This is a genomic window from Streptomyces sp. C, from assembly GCF_000158895.1.
Taxonomy (GTDB): domain Bacteria; phylum Actinomycetota; class Actinomycetes; order Streptomycetales; family Streptomycetaceae; genus Streptomyces; species Streptomyces racemochromogenes.
This window is the reverse complement of sequence record NZ_GG657750.1, coordinates 2,634,760-2,650,848: the sequence shown is the minus strand read 5'-3', so window position 1 is coordinate 2,650,848 and position 16,089 is coordinate 2,634,760. Positions and strand designations below refer to the sequence as shown.

12 protein-coding genes are annotated in these 16,089 nt (G+C 72.1%); 10 read left to right on the top strand and 2 right to left on the bottom strand.

Going from position 1 to position 16,089, the window contains the following annotated elements; all coding sequences use genetic code 11:
* From SSNG_RS11740 to galE, 6 genes are all read left to right on the top strand, one after another.
* On the top strand, positions 1-3,263 hold a 3,263-nt coding region (locus tag SSNG_RS11740), incomplete at its 5' end, for an Rne/Rng family ribonuclease (RefSeq protein ID WP_063749883.1).
* Between the two features lie 280 nt (positions 3,264-3,543).
* Positions 3,544-3,864, top strand: coding sequence for a 50S ribosomal protein L21 (gene rplU, locus SSNG_RS11735; RefSeq protein WP_007264039.1), 321 nt, complete (start codon positions 3,544-3,546; stop codon positions 3,862-3,864).
* A gap of 13 nt (positions 3,865-3,877) precedes the next feature.
* Complete coding sequence (gene rpmA, locus SSNG_RS11730; RefSeq protein WP_007264038.1) at positions 3,878-4,132, top strand: 50S ribosomal protein L27; 255 nt, start codon at positions 3,878-3,880, stop codon at positions 4,130-4,132.
* A 170-nt stretch (positions 4,133-4,302) separates the two neighbouring features.
* Positions 4,303-5,748, top strand: coding sequence for a GTPase ObgE (obgE, locus tag SSNG_RS11725; RefSeq protein ID WP_007264037.1), 1,446 nt, complete (start codon positions 4,303-4,305; stop codon positions 5,746-5,748).
* 102 nt (positions 5,749-5,850) lie between these two features.
* Positions 5,851-7,488 carry a glycosyltransferase family 2 protein gene (locus SSNG_RS11720; protein ID WP_007264036.1) on the top strand — a complete coding sequence of 546 codons (1,638 nt, stop codon included), beginning with the start codon at positions 5,851-5,853 and terminating at the stop codon, positions 7,486-7,488.
* 16 nt (positions 7,489-7,504) lie between these two features.
* Complete coding sequence (gene galE, locus SSNG_RS11715) at positions 7,505-8,521, top strand: UDP-glucose 4-epimerase GalE (protein WP_007264035.1); 1,017 nt, start codon at positions 7,505-7,507, stop codon at positions 8,519-8,521.
* Positions 8,522-8,615: 94 nt separating this feature from the next.
* Here galE and SSNG_RS11710 read toward each other — a convergent pair whose 3' ends face one another.
* Together SSNG_RS11710 and SSNG_RS11705 are read right to left on the bottom strand one after the other, a co-directional pair.
* Positions 8,616-9,797 (bottom strand): glycosyltransferase, encoded by a 1,182-nt coding sequence (locus SSNG_RS11710; RefSeq protein ID WP_007264034.1) that lies wholly within the window; start codon positions 9,795-9,797, stop codon positions 8,616-8,618.
* Positions 9,794-12,664 (bottom strand): bifunctional glycosyltransferase family 2 protein/CDP-glycerol:glycerophosphate glycerophosphotransferase, encoded by a 2,871-nt coding sequence (locus tag SSNG_RS11705; protein WP_007264033.1) that lies wholly within the window; start codon positions 12,662-12,664, stop codon positions 9,794-9,796. Before SSNG_RS11705 ends, SSNG_RS11710 begins: the two co-directional genes overlap by 4 nt.
* Positions 12,665-12,823: 159 nt before the next feature.
* On the opposite strand from SSNG_RS11705, the gene SSNG_RS11700 reads away from it, so the two are divergent.
* From SSNG_RS11700 to SSNG_RS11685, 4 genes are all read left to right on the top strand, one after another.
* Positions 12,824-13,804, top strand: a complete 981-nt coding sequence (locus SSNG_RS11700) for a glycosyltransferase family 2 protein (protein ID WP_042800887.1) — start codon at positions 12,824-12,826, stop codon at positions 13,802-13,804.
* A complete protein-coding gene (locus SSNG_RS11695) occupies positions 13,804-14,262 on the top strand; it encodes a GtrA family protein (RefSeq protein ID WP_007264031.1) in 459 nt (152 codons plus the stop codon). Before SSNG_RS11700 ends, SSNG_RS11695 begins: the two co-directional genes overlap by 1 nt.
* 93 nt (positions 14,263-14,355) lie before the next feature.
* Entirely contained in the window at positions 14,356-15,483 is a 1,128-nt protein-coding gene (gene proB / locus SSNG_RS11690) for a glutamate 5-kinase (RefSeq protein WP_007264030.1), read from the top strand.
* A gap of 85 nt (positions 15,484-15,568) precedes the next feature.
* A complete protein-coding gene (locus SSNG_RS11685; protein ID WP_347232444.1) occupies positions 15,569-15,961 on the top strand; it encodes a hypothetical protein in 393 nt (130 codons plus the stop codon).
* The last annotated feature ends 128 nt before the right edge of the window (positions 15,962-16,089 follow it).

Below are 16,089 nucleotides of genomic sequence, written 5' to 3'. Positions count from 1 at the left end.
GGCCGCCACCCGCGCCGCCACCCTGCGCCGTCACCGTCGCCGACGCCGTGGACGCCCCCAAGCGCGGCCGCCGCCGCGCCACCCGCGCCTCCGCCCCGGCCGCCCCCGCCGCCGCGCAGCCCGCTCCGGCGGCCGCCGAGCAGGAGGCGCCCGCCGCCCCGAACCGCGCCGCGCGCCGTGCCGCGCGTCCGGCCGTGGCCGTCTTCCAGGCCCCGGTCTTCGCCGAGCCGATGTTCCAGACCCCGGAGACCGCGGCCATGGCCGCCGCGGCCGCTGCCGCCGCCGCTACGGCGGAGGAGGCCGAGGACGAGGAAGAAGAGGCCGAGGCCGCCGCCGAGGTCCAGGCCCCCGCCGCGCAGCCCGCCGGCCGCCGTCGCCGTCGTCGTGGTGCCGTCGCCGAGCCCGTGCCCGCGGCCGAGCCGGAGCTCGTCGAGGAGGAGCCGGAGGCCGAGGCCGACGGCTTCGACGAGGACGAGTCCGACGAGTCGGGCGAGCGCCCCTCGCGCCGTCGCCGTCGCGGTGGCCGTCGCCGCCGTCGCGGTGAGGCCGCCGACCTGGACGAGTCCGGGTACGAGGAGACCGAGGGCGAGGCCGCCGCGCAGGAGGCCGAGCCGCAGGAAGCCGACCAGGAGGAAGAGGACGAGGAGGCCGAGGAGGCCGAGGAGGCCCTCGGTTCCCCCTCCAGCCGTCGTCGTCGCCGTCGTCGCCGCCGCAGCGGTGACGGTGCCGTCGAGGTCGAGGCGGGCGAGGAGGACGGTGTCCGCACCGTGCTCAAGGTCCGCGAGCCGCGCCCGGCGCGCGAGAAGGCCGAGCCGTCCGACGAGGTGCAGTCCATCAAGGGCTCGACCCGTCTGGAGGCGAAGAAGCAGCGCCGCCGCGAGGGCCGCGAGCAGGGCCGCCGCCGCGTGCCGATCATCACCGAGGCCGAGTTCCTGGCCCGCCGTGAGGCCGTCGAGCGCGTGATGGTCGTCCGCCAGTCCGGTGAGCGCACCCAGATCGGCGTCCTCGAGGACAACGTGCTCGTCGAGCACTACGTCAACAAGGAAGAGGCCACCTCGTACGTCGGCAACGTCTACCTGGGCAAGGTCCAGAACGTGCTGCCGTCGATGGAGGCCGCCTTCATCGACATCGGCAAGGGCCGCAACGCCGTCCTGTACGCCGGTGAGGTCAACTTCGAGGCGCTCGGCATGGCCAACGGGCCGCGCCGCATCGAGTCCGCCCTGAAGTCCGGCCAGTCGGTCCTGGTGCAGGTCACCAAGGACCCGATCGGCCACAAGGGCGCCCGTCTGACCAGCCAGGTCTCGCTGCCCGGCCGCTACCTGGTGTACGTGCCCGAGGGCTCGATGACCGGTATCAGCCGCAAGCTGCCCGACACCGAGCGCGCGCGCCTGAAGACCATCCTCAAGAAGATCGTCCCCGAGGACGCGGGCGTCATCGTGCGCACCGCCGCCGAGGGTGCGAGCGAGGACGAGCTGCGCCGCGACGTCGAGCGTCTGCAGGCGCAGTGGGAGGACATCCAGAAGAAGTCGAAGCAGATCACGACCTCGTCGCCGAGCCTGCTGTACGGCGAGCCGGACATGACGGTCCGCGTCGTGCGCGACATCTTCAACGAGGACTTCTCCAAGGTCATCATCAGCGGTGACCAGGCGTGGGAGACCATCCACGGCTACGTGAACCACGTGGCCCCGGACCTGGCCGACCGGCTGTCCCGCTGGACGTCCGAGGTCGACGTCTTCGCGACGTACCGGATCGACGAGCAGCTCGCCAAGGCGCTCGACCGCAAGGTGTGGCTGCCCTCGGGCGGTTCCCTCGTGATCGACAAGACCGAGGCGATGATCGTCATCGACGTCAACACCGGCAAGTTCACCGGTCAGGGCGGCAACCTCGAGGAGACCGTCACCAGGAACAACCTGGAGGCGGCCGAGGAGATCGTGCGCCAGCTGCGGCTGCGCGACCTGGGCGGCATCGTCGTCATCGACTTCATCGACATGGTCCTGGAGTCCAACCGCGACCTGGTGCTGCGGCGCATGCTGGAGTGCCTGGGCCGGGACCGGACGAAGCACCAGGTGGCCGAGGTCACCTCGCTGGGCCTGGTGCAGATGACCCGCAAGCGCGTGGGCCAGGGTCTGCTGGAGTCCTTCTCCGAGACCTGCGTCCACTGCAACGGCCGCGGTGTGATCGTGCACATGGAGACGCCGACCGCGGTCGGCGGCGGTGGCAACGGCAAGCGCGCCAAGCGCCGCGGTGGCCGTGCCGTGGAGCACGAGCACGAGCACGGGCACGAGCTGGAGACGGTCGAGACCGTCGAGGCCGAGGTGCTGGAGGCCGAGACCGAGGCCGAGGTGGCCGCGGAGCTCGCGGCGCCGCGTGCCCTTCCGGAGCCGGCGTTCGTGCCGGACGAGGAGCTCTACAGCAGCCCGGCCGAGGCCGAGGCGGCGGCGGGCATCAGCGGGCGTCGCAACCGTCGCCGTGCCACCCGCAAGGCGACCGCTCCGGCGGGTGCCCCGCGCGGTGCGGAGCGGTTCGCCGCCCCGGCGCCGGCCGCTCCCGCGCCGGTGGTCCCGGTGGTGGAGGCGGAGCCGGTCACCGAGCCCGCGGACACGGTGCTGGAGCCGGCCGCCGAGGTCGTCGCCGAGGCCGTGGAGGCCGCCGAGACGGTCGAGGCCGCCCCCGTCGCGCCGGTGGAGGAGGCCGCGCCGAAGGGCCGTACCCGTCGCCGGGCGACCCGCAAGGCGACCGCCCCGGAGCCGGAGCCCGTCGTGGCCGAGGAGCCGGTGGCCGAGCCGGAGCCGGTCGTGGAGGCCGTCGTCGAGCCCGTCGCCGAGCCGGTGTCGGTGCCCGTGGTCGAGGAGCCCGTCGTGGAGCCCGAGACCCGGCCCGAGCCCGTCGTGGAGGCCGCCCCGGCCCGTCCGCGCCGTCGCGCCGTCCGCAAGGCCACCGCGCCCGCGGGTGCGGCCGAGGCCGCCGTCGTGGTCGTCGAGACCCCGGCCGCCGAGCCCGTCGCGGAGGCCGTCCCGGCCGAGGCGCCGGCCGCCGAGGCCGAGGCCGAGGCGCCGGCTCCCGCGAAGAAGGCCGCCCGCAAGGCTCCGGCCAAGAAGGCGGCCACCACGGCGAAGAAGGCTCCGGCCAAGAAGGCCGCGGCCGCCAAGAAGACCGTCGCGAAGAAGGCGACGGCCAAGAAGACCACGGCGAAGCGGGCCACGAAGAAGACCGCGGCGGCGGAGCAGAGCGCTCCGTCCGTCACGGCTCCGACCGAGGCCTGATCCGTTCCGTGACCGTGGACCCCGCCTCCGGGCGGGGTCCACGGTGCTGCGGGGCCCGGTTTGACCCTCCGGAACCAGCCCCGTAACCTAGACCGTCGGCGTGTCTTGGACGATTTTCCGTTCAGTGTGCGTCGCGCTCCTGAGCACCTTCCTCCCGCACGACCGCGCAAGCGGCCGGGTCACGGGAGAGGCCGCTCGTCCAATCCGGATCACCGTGGGCCCCGGCCCGTGTGAGTGGCTGGCTTCAGGAGCATCCGTCCCGAGTGAGAGAGAGATCCGCGTGTACGCCATCGTGCGCAGCGGTGGTCGCCAGCACAAGGTTGCTGTCGGCGACATCGTTGAGGTTGACAAGATTTCCACTGCCAAGGCTGGCGACACGGTCGAGCTCTCGACCCTGCTCGTTGTCGACGGCGACGCCGTGACCAGCGACCCGTGGGTGCTGGCCGGGATCAAGGTCACGGCCGAGGTCGTGGACCACACCAAGGGCGCCAAGATCGACATCCTGCGCTACAAGAACAAGACCGGCTACCGCCGTCGCCAGGGTCACCGTCAGCAGTACACGGCGATCAAGGTCACCGGTATCCCCACGGCTGCGAAGTAAGAGGGACTGAGACATGGCACACAAGAAGGGCGCATCGTCCACCCGGAACGGGCGCGATTCCAACGCTCAGCGGCTCGGCGTGAAGCGCTTCGGCGGTCAGGTCGTCTCCGCCGGCGAGATCCTCGTCCGCCAGCGCGGCACCCACTTCCACCCGGGTGCGGGTGTCGGTCGCGGTGGCGACGACACGCTGTTCGCGCTGCTGCCGGGTGCGGTGCAGTTCGGTACGCACCGTGGCCGCAAGGTCGTCAACATCGTTCCGGCCGCCTGATCCAGCTCCTGCTGAATCACAAGCGTTCGTAACACCCCGAGGGCGGATCTCAGCTCTTCCCGGCACGCGCCGGGAAGAGAGGTCCGCCCTCGGCGCGTTGTCACATAGACACGTTTAATGGGCAGCAAGGCCTGCCCGGGACATTCCCGTATGTATCTGGAGGAACACCCATGACCACCTTCGTGGACCGCGTCGAGCTGCACGTCGCCGCGGGTAACGGGGGCCACGGCTGCGCCTCCGTTCACCGGGAGAAGTTCAAGCCGCTCGGCGGCCCCGACGGCGGCAACGGCGGCCGTGGCGGTGACGTCATCCTGGTGGTGGAGCAGGCGATCACCACCCTGCTGGACTACCACCACAGCCCGCACCGCAAGGCCACCAACGGCAAGCCCGGCGAGGGCGGCAACCGCTCCGGCAAGGACGGCCAGGACCTGGTCCTGCCCGTGCCGGACGGCACCGTCGTCCTCGACAAGCAGGGCAACGTCCTCGCCGACCTCGTCGGCCAGGGCACCACGTACGTCGCCGCCGAGGGCGGCCGCGGCGGCCTCGGCAACGCCGCGCTCTCCTCCGCCCGCCGCAAGGCGCCCGGCTTCGCCCTCCTCGGCGTCCCCGGCGACAGCGGCGACATCGTCCTGGAGCTGAAGACCGTCGCCGACGTGGCGCTGGTCGGCTTCCCGAGCGCAGGCAAGTCCTCGCTGATCTCGGTGCTCTCCGCCGCCAAGCCGAAGATCGCGGACTACCCGTTCACCACCCTCGTCCCGAACCTGGGCGTGGTCACCGCCGGCTCGACCGTCTACACCATCGCCGACGTCCCGGGCCTGATCCCGGGCGCCAGCCAGGGCAAGGGCCTCGGCCTGGAGTTCCTGCGCCACGTCGAGCGCTGCTCGGTCCTCGTGCACGTGCTGGACACGGCCACCCTGGAGACCGACCGCGACCCCGTGGCCGACCTCGACGTCATCGAGGAAGAGCTCAAGATCTACGGCGGCGGTCTGGAGAAGCGCCCGCGCCTCGTCGTCCTGAACAAGGTCGACATCCCCGACGGCCAGGAGCTCGCGGACATGGTCCGCCCGGACCTGGAGGCCCGCGGCTACAAGGTGTTCGAGGTCTCCGCCGTCGCCCGTACGGGTCTGAAGGAGCTCTCCTACTTCCTCGCCGAGGTCGTCGCCAAGGCCCGCGCCCGCAAGCCCAAGCAGGAGGCGACCCGCATCGTCATCCGCCCGAAGGCCGTGGACGACGCCGGCTTCACCGTCACCTACGACGAGGTCGAGGACGTGTACCGCGTGCGCGGCGAGAAGCCGGAGCGCTGGGTGCGCCAGACCGACTTCAACAACGACGAGGCCGTCGGCTACCTCGCCGACCGGCTCAACCGCCTCGGGGTCGAGGACGCGCTGAAGAAGGCCGGTGCCAAGGCGGGCGACGGCGTCGCGATCGGTTCCGAGGAGAACGCGGTCGTCTTCGACTGGGAGCCGACCGTGATGGCCGGCGCCGAGATGCTGGGCCGCCGCGGTGAGGACCACCGCCTGGACGCCCCGCGTCCGGCGACCCAGCGCCGCAACGAGAAGGAGGCCCGGCGCGGCGACTCCGCCCAGAAGGAGTACGACGAGTTCCGTCCCTTCTGACCGGGCTGGCCGGACTGGCCGGGCTGGCCGGGCTGACCGGGCGCGGGCGGCGGAGGGCCGGTGTTGAAGCCGGCTTTACGCCGTTCGCCTAGGATCCTGCGGGTGAGCAGCAGCCATTCCAGCAGTGACACCCCCGCGGGCCCCTCGGTCTCGGTGGTGGTGATCGCGTACAACGACGCCGGGCTCGTGGGCGAGGCCGTCTCCTCGGCCCTCGCCCAGGGCCCGGTGGTCGCCGAGGTCATCGCGGTGGACGACGCCTCCTCGGACGGGACCGCCGGCGTGCTGGACGAGCTGGCGGCGGCCCACCCGCGCCTGCGGGTCCTGCACCGCACGGAGAACAGCGGCGGCTGCGGGACCCCGCGCAACGACGGGATCGCCGCCGCGACCTCCCCGTACGTCCTCTTCCTCGACAGTGACGACGTCCTGCCGCCGGGTGCCGCCGAGGCGCTGCTGCGGGCCGCCGAGGAGTACCGGGCGCCCGTCACCGTCGGCGCGTGCGTGCGCCGCGAGCTGCCGGAGGGCCGCGAGGTGCCCTGGATGCCGGGCCTGTACACGCCGGGCGACGTCATCGAGCGGCCGGCGGACCGGCCCGAGCTGGTCCGCGACACCCTCTGCGTCAACAAGCTGTACGACCGCGCCTTCCTGGAGAAGCACGGGATCCGCTTCCCCGACGGCCGGTTCGTGTACGAGGACTTCGTCTTCACCTCCCGCGTCCTGGCGGCCGGGCCCCGGATCGCCGTCGTCGGCGACCTCGTCTACGTGTGGCACGTGCGCCGCAGCGCCGCCCAGGTGTCGATCTCCCTGGACCGCAAGGACGTCGGCAACTGGCGTTCCCGCGTCGAGGCCCACCGCACGGCCTCCCGCACCCTCGCCGCCGCCTCCCCGGTGCTGGGCCGCGCCTGCCAGGTGAAGTTCCTCGACTACGACCTGCGGATGTACCTGCGCGAGCTCGGCACGGACCCGGAGTACCGGGCCGCCTGGTGGGCGCTGACCCGCGCGTACCTGGCCGGCTTCGACCCCTCCGACGTCGCCGCCGCGCCCGCCCGGGCCCGCTGGGCGGCCGGGGTGCTGGCCGCCGCCGAGACCCCGCCCGGGGACGTGGAGCGGCTGATGCGGTTCGCCGCCGAGCCGGCCCGGCTGCTGCCCCCGTACGCGCGTGACGCGGCCGGGGCGCCGGTGTGGAGCGCCGAGCTGCCGGTGCCGCTGGACGGGCTCGACGCCCTGCCGGTGGCGGAGCTGCCCGTCACCGTCGACGCCGAGCCCGCCGGGGCGGGGGCCGTCCGGCTGCGGGTGCGCGACCTGTACGGGCGGCTCGCCGCGGCCGGTCCGCAGACCGTCCAGCTGAGCTTCCCGCCCCGGGCGGGGGGCGACCCCGTCCTGCTGGGGCCGGTGGAGCTGCGGGCCGCCGCCGACGGGGACGGGTGGAGTGCCGAGGTGCCGTTCCGGCCGGCCGCGCTGGCCGCCGAGGGGCGCCGCCGGGGGCTGCGCGGGATGCAGGCGTGGGACGTCCGGGTGGGTGTGCGCTGCGCCGACGGGAGCTCCCTGCACACCTCCCTGCGCCCCCTGGGCGGTCTGCTCCGCCGCAGGGCCCTGCCCAGCAGCCGGTACGGTGTTCTGCTGGCGCAGCCCTACCGCACGGCCGCCGGTGCGCTGGCCGTGCGCCTCGCGCCCGGTGCCGGGGGCGCGCTGACCTTCGTACGCAACCGCCTCGACCGCGCCCGCACGCGCAGGTCACGCTAGAGCTCGGGAGATACGCATGACATTTCTGATCACCGGTGGCGCCGGATACATCGGCGCGCACGTCGTCCGGGCGATGCTGCTCGCGGGGGAGAAGGTCGTGGTCTTCGACGACCTCTCCACGGGCCGGGAGGACCGCGTTCCGGAGGGCGTCCCGCTGGTGACGGCTTCGGTGCTGGACCGTCTCGCCCTGGACGAGGCCATCCGCGAGCACAAGATCACCGGCGTGGTGCACCTGGCGGGCAAGAAGCAGGTCGGCGAGTCCGTGGAGAAGCCGCTGTACTACTACCGCGAGAACGTGCAGGGCCTCACGGTGCTGCTGGAGGCCGTGGCGGCGGCGGGCATCCGCAACTTCCTGTTCTCCTCCTCCGCCTCCGTGTACGGGATGCCCGACGTGGACTCCGTCACCGAGGAGACCCCGTGCAAGCCGCTGAGCCCGTACGGGGAGACGAAGCTGGCCGGCGAATGGCTGGTCCGCGCCGCCGGCAAGGCGCACGGCATCTCCACCGCCTGCCTGCGGTACTTCAACGTGGCGGGCGCCGCGACCCCCGAGCTCGCGGACACCGGGGTCTTCAACCTGGTGCCGATGGTCTTCGAGCGCTACGACGCCGGCGAGGGCGCCCGTATCTTCGGTGACGACTACCCGACCCCGGACGGCACCTGCATCCGCGACTACATCCACGTGGAGGACCTCGCGGACGCCCACGTGGTGGCGGCCCGCCGGCTCGCCGAGTGGGGTGCGGCGGGGGAGTACAAGGACCTCACCGTCAACATCGGGCGCGGTGAGGGCGTCTCCGTCAAGGAGATGGTCGAGCTGCTGAACGCGGGCACCGGGCACACCTACGCGCCGGTCGTCACCCCGCGGCGCCCCGGTGACCCGGCGAAGGTCGTGGCCTCGGCCGACCGGATCGCCTCCGAGCTGGGCTGGAAGGCGCGGCACGACGTCCGCGAGATGATCACCTCGGCGTGGGCCGGCTGGGAGGCCAACCGCAAGCCCGGCCACCCGGACCACCACCGGGACGTCCACACGGTCTGAGCACCCCGTACGGGAAGAGCCGCCCGCCCCGGACCGGATCCGGGACGGGCGGCTCTCCGCGTGAGCGGGCCTGCAGCGGCCGGTCAGCGGCCGGTCAGCGCTCCAGGAAGGCGAACAGCTCTTCCCACCGGTCGGTGATCTCCTCGGGGGAGTAGCGCCGCACGTGGCGGAACGCCTCGTCGCCGAGGGCCTCGCGCGTCTCGCGGTCCGACATGAGGGTGTCCAGGTGTCCGGCCAGCTCCATCGTGTTGCCCAGGCGGGCCAGCAGCCCGTCCTCGCCGTGCCGCACGATCTCCCGTACGCCCGGCGCGCAGTCGAAGGCGGCCACCGGCAGGCCCGCGGCCATCGCCTCCAGCAGGGTGATCGGGAAGCCTTCGGCCCGGGAGGCCTGCGCGAAGACGGACGCCCCGCGCAGCGCGCCCAGTACGTCGGCGGTGCTGCCCATCCACTCCACGGAGTCGTCCAGGCCCAGCGAGGTGCAGTGCGCCCGCAGCATCGCCTCCTCGGTGCCCGCGCCGTAGATCCGCAGGGTCCAGTCGGGGTGGCGCGGGGCCGCGTCCGCCCAGGCGTCGAGCAGCAGGTCCACGCCCTTCTCGAAGGCGAGGCGGCCGACGCTCGCGACGACCTTCTCGGTGCGCGGCGCGGGGGAGTCCGGCATGAACGGCAGCGGGTTCGGCATGCTGGCGACGTTCTCCATGCCGGCCCGGATCCACAGGTCCGCGTCCTCCGGGGTGAGCACCAGCAGCCGGTCCACCTCGGGGTAGAAGCGGCGGACCCGCGCGCCCCGGGTGGAGGTCTGGCTGGCCTCGAAGGACTCGTGGCTCATGCCGATGACCGACAGGCCCTTGGTGTCGGAGAGGGCCACCCACTCCATCGCCCACACCTGGGTGACGATGACGACGGCGCCGGGCCGGGCCGCCCGGAACAGGGCGCTCAGCGTCTCCGCCTTGGCGCGCATGCCCGCCCGGCGGGCCGCCTGCCGGCGCCGCTCCGGGGCGTTGAGGCGGCCCTTGATGCCGCGCAGGCGGCGGGCCCGGGGCGGGTGGGTCGCGTACAGGGTGGTCATCTCGTACGGGAGGCCCTCCGGCAGCTGCTGGCGGATCTCCTCGGCGACGGGGGCGATGCCGACGATGTGCACCCGGTGGCCGCGGTCGGTGAAGAGCCGGGCCATCTGGTGGGACCAGGTGGTCACGCCGCCGAGCTCGTCCACGCTGTTGGAGACGATGAAGACGTCCCGGCCGCCCTGCGCCGCGGGCTCGTGGGGCTGCTGGGTCACTTGCCGCTCCTGGTGAAGAACTTCTCTACGATCCGGCGGGCCGCGTCCCCGCGGTCGTATTCGCCGAACTCGGCGAGGAACCGCTGGCGGGCCTCCGCGTACTTGGCGTCGGCCTCGTCGAAGGCGGAGACGGCCTGCATCAGCTCGTCCGCCGTGGCCACCACGGGGCCGGGCGCCTTCTCCTTCAGGTCGAAGTAGGTGCCGCGGATGTCGGTGGAGTACTTCTCGTAGTCGTACGCGAAGAACAGCATCGGCCGGTCCAGCACCGCGTAGTCGAACATCACGGACGAGTAGTCGGTGATCAGCCCGTCGGCGAGCGCCAGCAGCGGGGTGATGTCGTGGTGCCGGGAGACGTCGACCACCCGGCCGGCGACCGACGGCGGCAGCGAGACGCTGTTGAGGTAGTGGGTGCGCACCAGCAGCGTGAAGCGGTCGCCGAGCCGGTCCGCGAACTCCTCCACGTCGAAGGGGAACTCGAAGCCCTCCACCGTGCCGTCGGCACTCGCCCGGAAGGTCGGCGCGTACAGCAGCACCCGCTTGTCCGGGTCGATGCCCAGCTCGGCGGCGAGCGGGCCGCGCACGCGCTCCCCGCTGTGCGCCTCGGCGCGGTGGGCCTCGACCAGGGCGTCGTTGCGCGGGTAGCCGGTGCGCAGCAGCACCTCGTCGCGCAGCCGGAAGCCCTTGGCGAGGGTGCGCACGTCGTGCTCGGAGCGGATCAGGAAGTGGTCGAAGCGGTCGACGGCCTTCTGGAAGCGGTCCTGCGCGACCTTGCCCTGCGCCTTGGTGCGGGGTTCGTGGAAGCCCATGCGCTTGAGGGCGGAGCCGTGCCAGGTCTGGATGTACGTGGTGCCGGGGCGCTTGGTCAGTGCCAGCGGGAAGCCCTGGTTGTCGACCCAGTACTCGGCCTGTGCCAGGGCCCGCAGGTACTGCCAGCTCCAGCGCTTGACCAGGGTGGCCTGTTCGGGGAAGCCGGTGGGCTTGGCGCCGGCGTAGGACCAGATCGCCTCGAAGGGGGCGCCCTGGCGGACCAGCTCCTCGTAGATCGCCTTGGGGCTGTCGCTGTACTGCTTGCCCATGTGGCTCTCGAAGACGACCGTGCCCTTCTTGACCGGCAGCTTCGAGAAGACCTCGTGGTAGACCTTCACCTTCTGTTCGCCGGAGCCGATGTTGCGGCGGGCCTTCAGGGCCCGGCGCAGGCTCCTCTTGACCAGGCCCGCGGCCTTGCCGTGCATGGCGCTGCCGAGCAGCGTCTGGGTGCGCACGGCGGCGGGGCCCTCGGCGGTCAGGACGTAGGAGAGGTTGCCCTTCTTGGTCACCTCGGGTTCGAAGCGGTCGGAGACCAGCCGGGTCAGGCGCGGGCGCACCCGCAGCCGGGCCGCCGACTCCAGGTCGACGCCGCCGACCGAGACGCGGGTGGTGAGCTTGTCGCCGCCGGCCGTCAGCTTCAGGCGTACGTCCCAGACGGCGTCGATGATGCCGAGGGGGCGGACGGTGCTGCCGATGTCGGCGGTGGCGGTCCACTCGATCGTGTTACCGGCGTGGCGCACGGTTGCCACCGGGAAGCTGAAGGAGCGGACCCCGATCTGCCGACGGGCCCGGAACTCCAGGGAGGCCTTCAGCTCGGCGTCCTCCTGGATGCGGCCCAGGGGGTTCACGACGCTGCCGGACAGGGTGACGGTCCCGCGCCCGTCGTCCTCGTACGAGGTCAGACGGTTGCCCAGGGCCAGGGAGGTCAGCGGGGCCGTGTGGAAGCCCTGGGCGGTGACGTCCAGTATCCGGCGGCCCTCGGCGTCGTCGAGGTGCTCGGCGCACCAGTAGACCCGCCCGTCGCGTTCGGCGAGCGGGGAGGACAGCCGGCCCTTGTTGGTCATCGCGTCGGCGGCCGGGAGGAGGTTCTTCCAGTCCTCCTTGCCGAGCAGGTAGGCGCAGATGGCCTGGAGGTAGGTGACGTTCTCGTACGCGGCCGGGTCGATGCCGGCGAGGTAGCCGTTGGCGAGCCGCGCGAACTCCTGGCGGTACGCGTCGCCCAGCAGCGGCAGGTCGCGCAGGTGCAGCACGAGGTCGTGCTTGAGGAACTTGGCGTCCTTCGCGGTCTTGATGGCCGTGTGGCCCTTGGCCGCGAGCAGCTCGTCGACCCGGCGGTGGATCTCCATCCGGTGGACGAAGTTCGCGATCTCGTGGCGCCGGTTGCTGATCGACTTGGCGGCGGCCTTCTCGACCACGTTCCAGTAGTAGACGTGGTTCGGGATCAGCGTGATGCGGCGGGCGGCGACGTAGGCCTGCGCCGAGAACAGCAGGTCCTCGTAGTGGATGCCGACCGGGAACTCCAGGCCCTGTTCCAGCAGGAAGGCGCGCCGGTAGCACTTGTTCGTGGAGAGGGTGTCGTAGACCAGCAGGTCCGGGTACTCGGTGATCGACTCCAGGGTCCGGGTGCGGGAGTAGATCCACGGGTACCACTCGGTGGTCTTGCCCCACCGGTTGTCGAGGTGCACGCGCACGCACATGCCCGAGACCAGGTCGGATCCGGTCCGCTCGGCGGCCGCCAGCATGTTCCGGCAGGCGTTGCGGTCCAGGACGTCGTCGCTGTCCAGGAACATGACGTAGGTGCCGGTGGCCTGCTTGATGCCGTGGTTGCGCGGGGCGCCGCAGCCGCCGCTGTTCTCGGGCAGCTGGAAGGCGCGCACCCGCCCCGGGTTCGCCGCTTCCAGCTCCCGGGCGACCGCGTATGAACGGTCCTTGCTGCAGTCGTCCACGATCACGACCTCGACCCCGTGCAGGGTCTGGTCCAGAACCGACTGGACGGCCGCCGGCAGACGCTCTGCGTCGTTGTAGACGATGACGACCACGGAGACGTCAGGCACGTGCACCTCGATCCTTTCGTTCCATTCCGCTTATCCCGTCAAAGCTACCGTGTGCCGCACGCGACTCGGGCAGGCCGACCGCCGGCGTGCATACTTCTAAGGAAGAGGTGAGTGGCGGGTCCGGTCGCCGACAATCACCCGTTAGGACGCCAGCAGGAAGTGCTCATGACCAAGCTGTCGGTAGTTGTCCCCTGTTACAACGAAGAAGCCGTCATCGACCGGTTCGACGCCGAGATCCGCAGGGTGCTGGACGCCCTGCCCGTCGAGTACGAGGTCTGCTACGTCGACGACGGCAGCCGCGACGGCACCCTCGGGAAGCTCCGCAAGATCGCCGCGGACCACGGGGACAGGACCCGCTACGTCTCCTTCAGCCGCAACTTCGGCAAGGAGGCGGGCATGCTCGCCGGGCTCCGCGAGGCCACCGGCGACGCCGTGGTCATCATGGACGCCGACCTCCAGCACCCGCCGGAGCTGATCGCGACCATGCTGGAGCACTACCGGCAGGGCCACGACCAGATCATCGCCCGGCGCACCCGCGAGGGCGACAAGAAGGTCCGCTCCGCGCTCAGCCGCCTGTACTACCGCGGGGTCAACCGCTGGGTCGACGTCGAGCTCACCGACGGGGTCGGCGACTTCCGGATGCTCTCGCGGCCCGCCGTCGACGCCCTGCTCGCGCTCCCCGAGTACAACCGCTTCTCCAAGGGCCTGTTCTCCTGGATCGGCTTCGACACCGTCCACTTCGACTACCAGAACGCCCAGCGCGAGGCGGGCGAGACCAAGTGGAAGTTCGGGTCCCTGCTGAACTACGGCATGGACGGGCTGATCTCCTTCAACAACAAGCCGCTGCGCCTCGGCATCTGGCTCGGCGTGTCGCTGGTCGCGCTGACCGGCCTGTACGCGTTGTGGATCACCGTCATGGCGATCACCAACGGCATCGACTCGCCCGGTTACGTCACGATCGTCGCGATGATCGCCGGCATCGGCGGCATGCAGATGATCATGCTGGGTCTGATCGGCGAGTACATCGGCCGCATCTACTACGAGACCAAGCGCCGCCCGCACTTCCTGGTCAAGGAGGCCCACGGCGCCGACGCCGAGCGGATGCCCGGCATCTCCGAAGCCGTGATCGCGGAGCGCAGTCGCTGATGGGAGAGCACAGCCGGCGCGAGCAGCTCGGCCAGGTCCTGCGGTTCGCCCTGGTGGGCGGCGTGAACACCGCCACCTTCTTCGGCATCTACCTGCTGCTGCACCCGTGGATGCCCTACTTCGCCGCCTACACGCTCGCCTTCGTGCTGTCGATGATCGGGTCGTTCTTCATGAACACCTACTTCACCTACCGCACCCGGCCCACCTGGAAGAAGTTCCTCCTCTTCCCGCTGACGAACGTCACCAACTACGTCATCCAGTCCGCCGGGCTCTACGCCCTGGTCAGCTGGGCCGGAATGGACACCCGCGTCGCGCCGCTGGTCGCCGCCGTCGTCGCCATCCCGTTCACCTTCCTGCTCTCGCGCAAGATCCTCATCCCCGGCACCGGGGCCACCGCCGCGGCCGGCGCGTCCGCCGCCGGGGACCCGGCGCGGGACCGCTCCTCGTCCACGGTCTGAAACCGGCGGGCGGGCCCGCCGCCCCACCCCGTAGATTGGGCCAGTCGGTCAGTCGGTCAGTGGCCCATCGGGTGCTGTGGTGAGGGGAAAGACGTGTCAACGGCTAGGCAAGGTGTCGTGGACGCCCGCAGGATCGTGGTCAAGGTCGGCTCCTCCTCCCTGACCACCGCGGCGGGCGGGCTCGACGCCGACCGGGTGGACGCGCTGGTCGACGTACTCGCCAAGGCGCGCAGCGGCGGAGAGAAGGAGATCGTCCTGGTCTCCTCCGGAGCCATCGCCGCCGGCCTCTCCCCGCTCGGCCTGGCCCGCCGCCCCAAGGACCTCGCCCGGCAGCAGGCCGCCGCCAGCGTCGGCCAGGGCCTCCTCGTCGCCCGCTACACCGCCTCCTTCGCCCGCTACGGCATCCGCGTCGGCCAGGTCCTGCTGACCACCGACGACACCAGTCGGCGCGCCCACTACCGCAACGCCTACCGGACCCTGGACCAGCTCCTGGCCATGGGCGCCTTGCCGGTCGTCAACGAGAACGACACCGTCGCCACCGACGAGATCCGCTTCGGCGACAACGACCGGCTGGCGGCCCTCGTGGCCCACCTGGTCCGCGCCGACCTCCTCGTCCTCCTCTCCGACGTCGACGGGCTGTACGACGGCGACCCGTCCCTGCCCGGCACCACCCGCATCGAAGAGGTGCGCGGCCCCGAGGACATCGCCCACGTCTCCATCGGCAGCGCCGGCAAGGCGGGCGTCGGCACCGGCGGCATGGTCACCAAGGTCGAGGCCGCGCGGATCGCCGCCGCCGCAGGGATCCCGGTGGTCCTGACCTCCGCCAGCCACGCCGCCGACGCCCTCGCAGGCCGCGAGACCGGTACGCACTTCCACGCCACCGGCCGCCGCTCCGCCGACCGGCTGCTGTGGCTCCAGCACGCTTCCACCCCGCAGGGGCACCTGGTCCTGGACGACGGCGCCGTGCGGGCGGTCACCGAACGCGGCAGCTCGCTGCTCGCCGCCGGCATCGCCGCCGTCGAAGGCGACTTCAGCGCCGGCGACCCCGTCGAGCTGCGCGCCGCCGACGGCCGCGCCGTCGCCCGGGGCCTGGTCAACTTCGACGCCAAGGAACTGCCGCAGCTCCTCGGCCGCTCCACCCGTGAGCTTGCGCGGGAGCTCGGACCCGCGTACGAGCGGGAGGTCGTCCACCGCGACGATCTGGTGCTGCTCCAGGGCTGAGGTTCGGCAAAACCGCCGCACGGCGGGCCGGGGACTGGTCAACTGTGTGGGGCGGACACGCGTAGCGCAGACAGGAGGCGGGCTGGTGAGACGAGCGCTGACCAGCGTGGGCGGCGGCGGGGACGAACAGGCCGAGACCTCCCGCCTGTGGCACATCACCCTCAGCGTCTCCGGCAAGCCGGCGCCGCTGTCCGAGGTGCGGCGCGGGCTGGAGCAGCTCGCGCACGACCACCCCTTCCTGCTGACGAGCCGGTACGCCGACGACCACGCGGAGATCCGGTACTGGGAGGAGGCCCGCGACCTCCACGACGCGGCGGCCGTCGCCCTGCGGCTGTGGGGCGAACACCGCTCGACGGCGCAGCTCCCGCCGTGGGAGATCGTCGGCCTGGAGGTCATCGACCGCCCCACGTACCACCAACGCGTGGCAGAGGGCTACGGCCCACCCCCGGCCCACCCGGTCGGCGTGCACCCTTACTAGACGCGCGCCTCGCGCGGTGCGGCCGCTGGCGGCCTTACCGGCTTCGGCCCGCTGCGCCGGACTCCGTCCGTCGGTCCGCGGGGCGGGGCCGGTGCGGGTGGGTGCGGCTGGTGCGCCGCTGCGCGGGG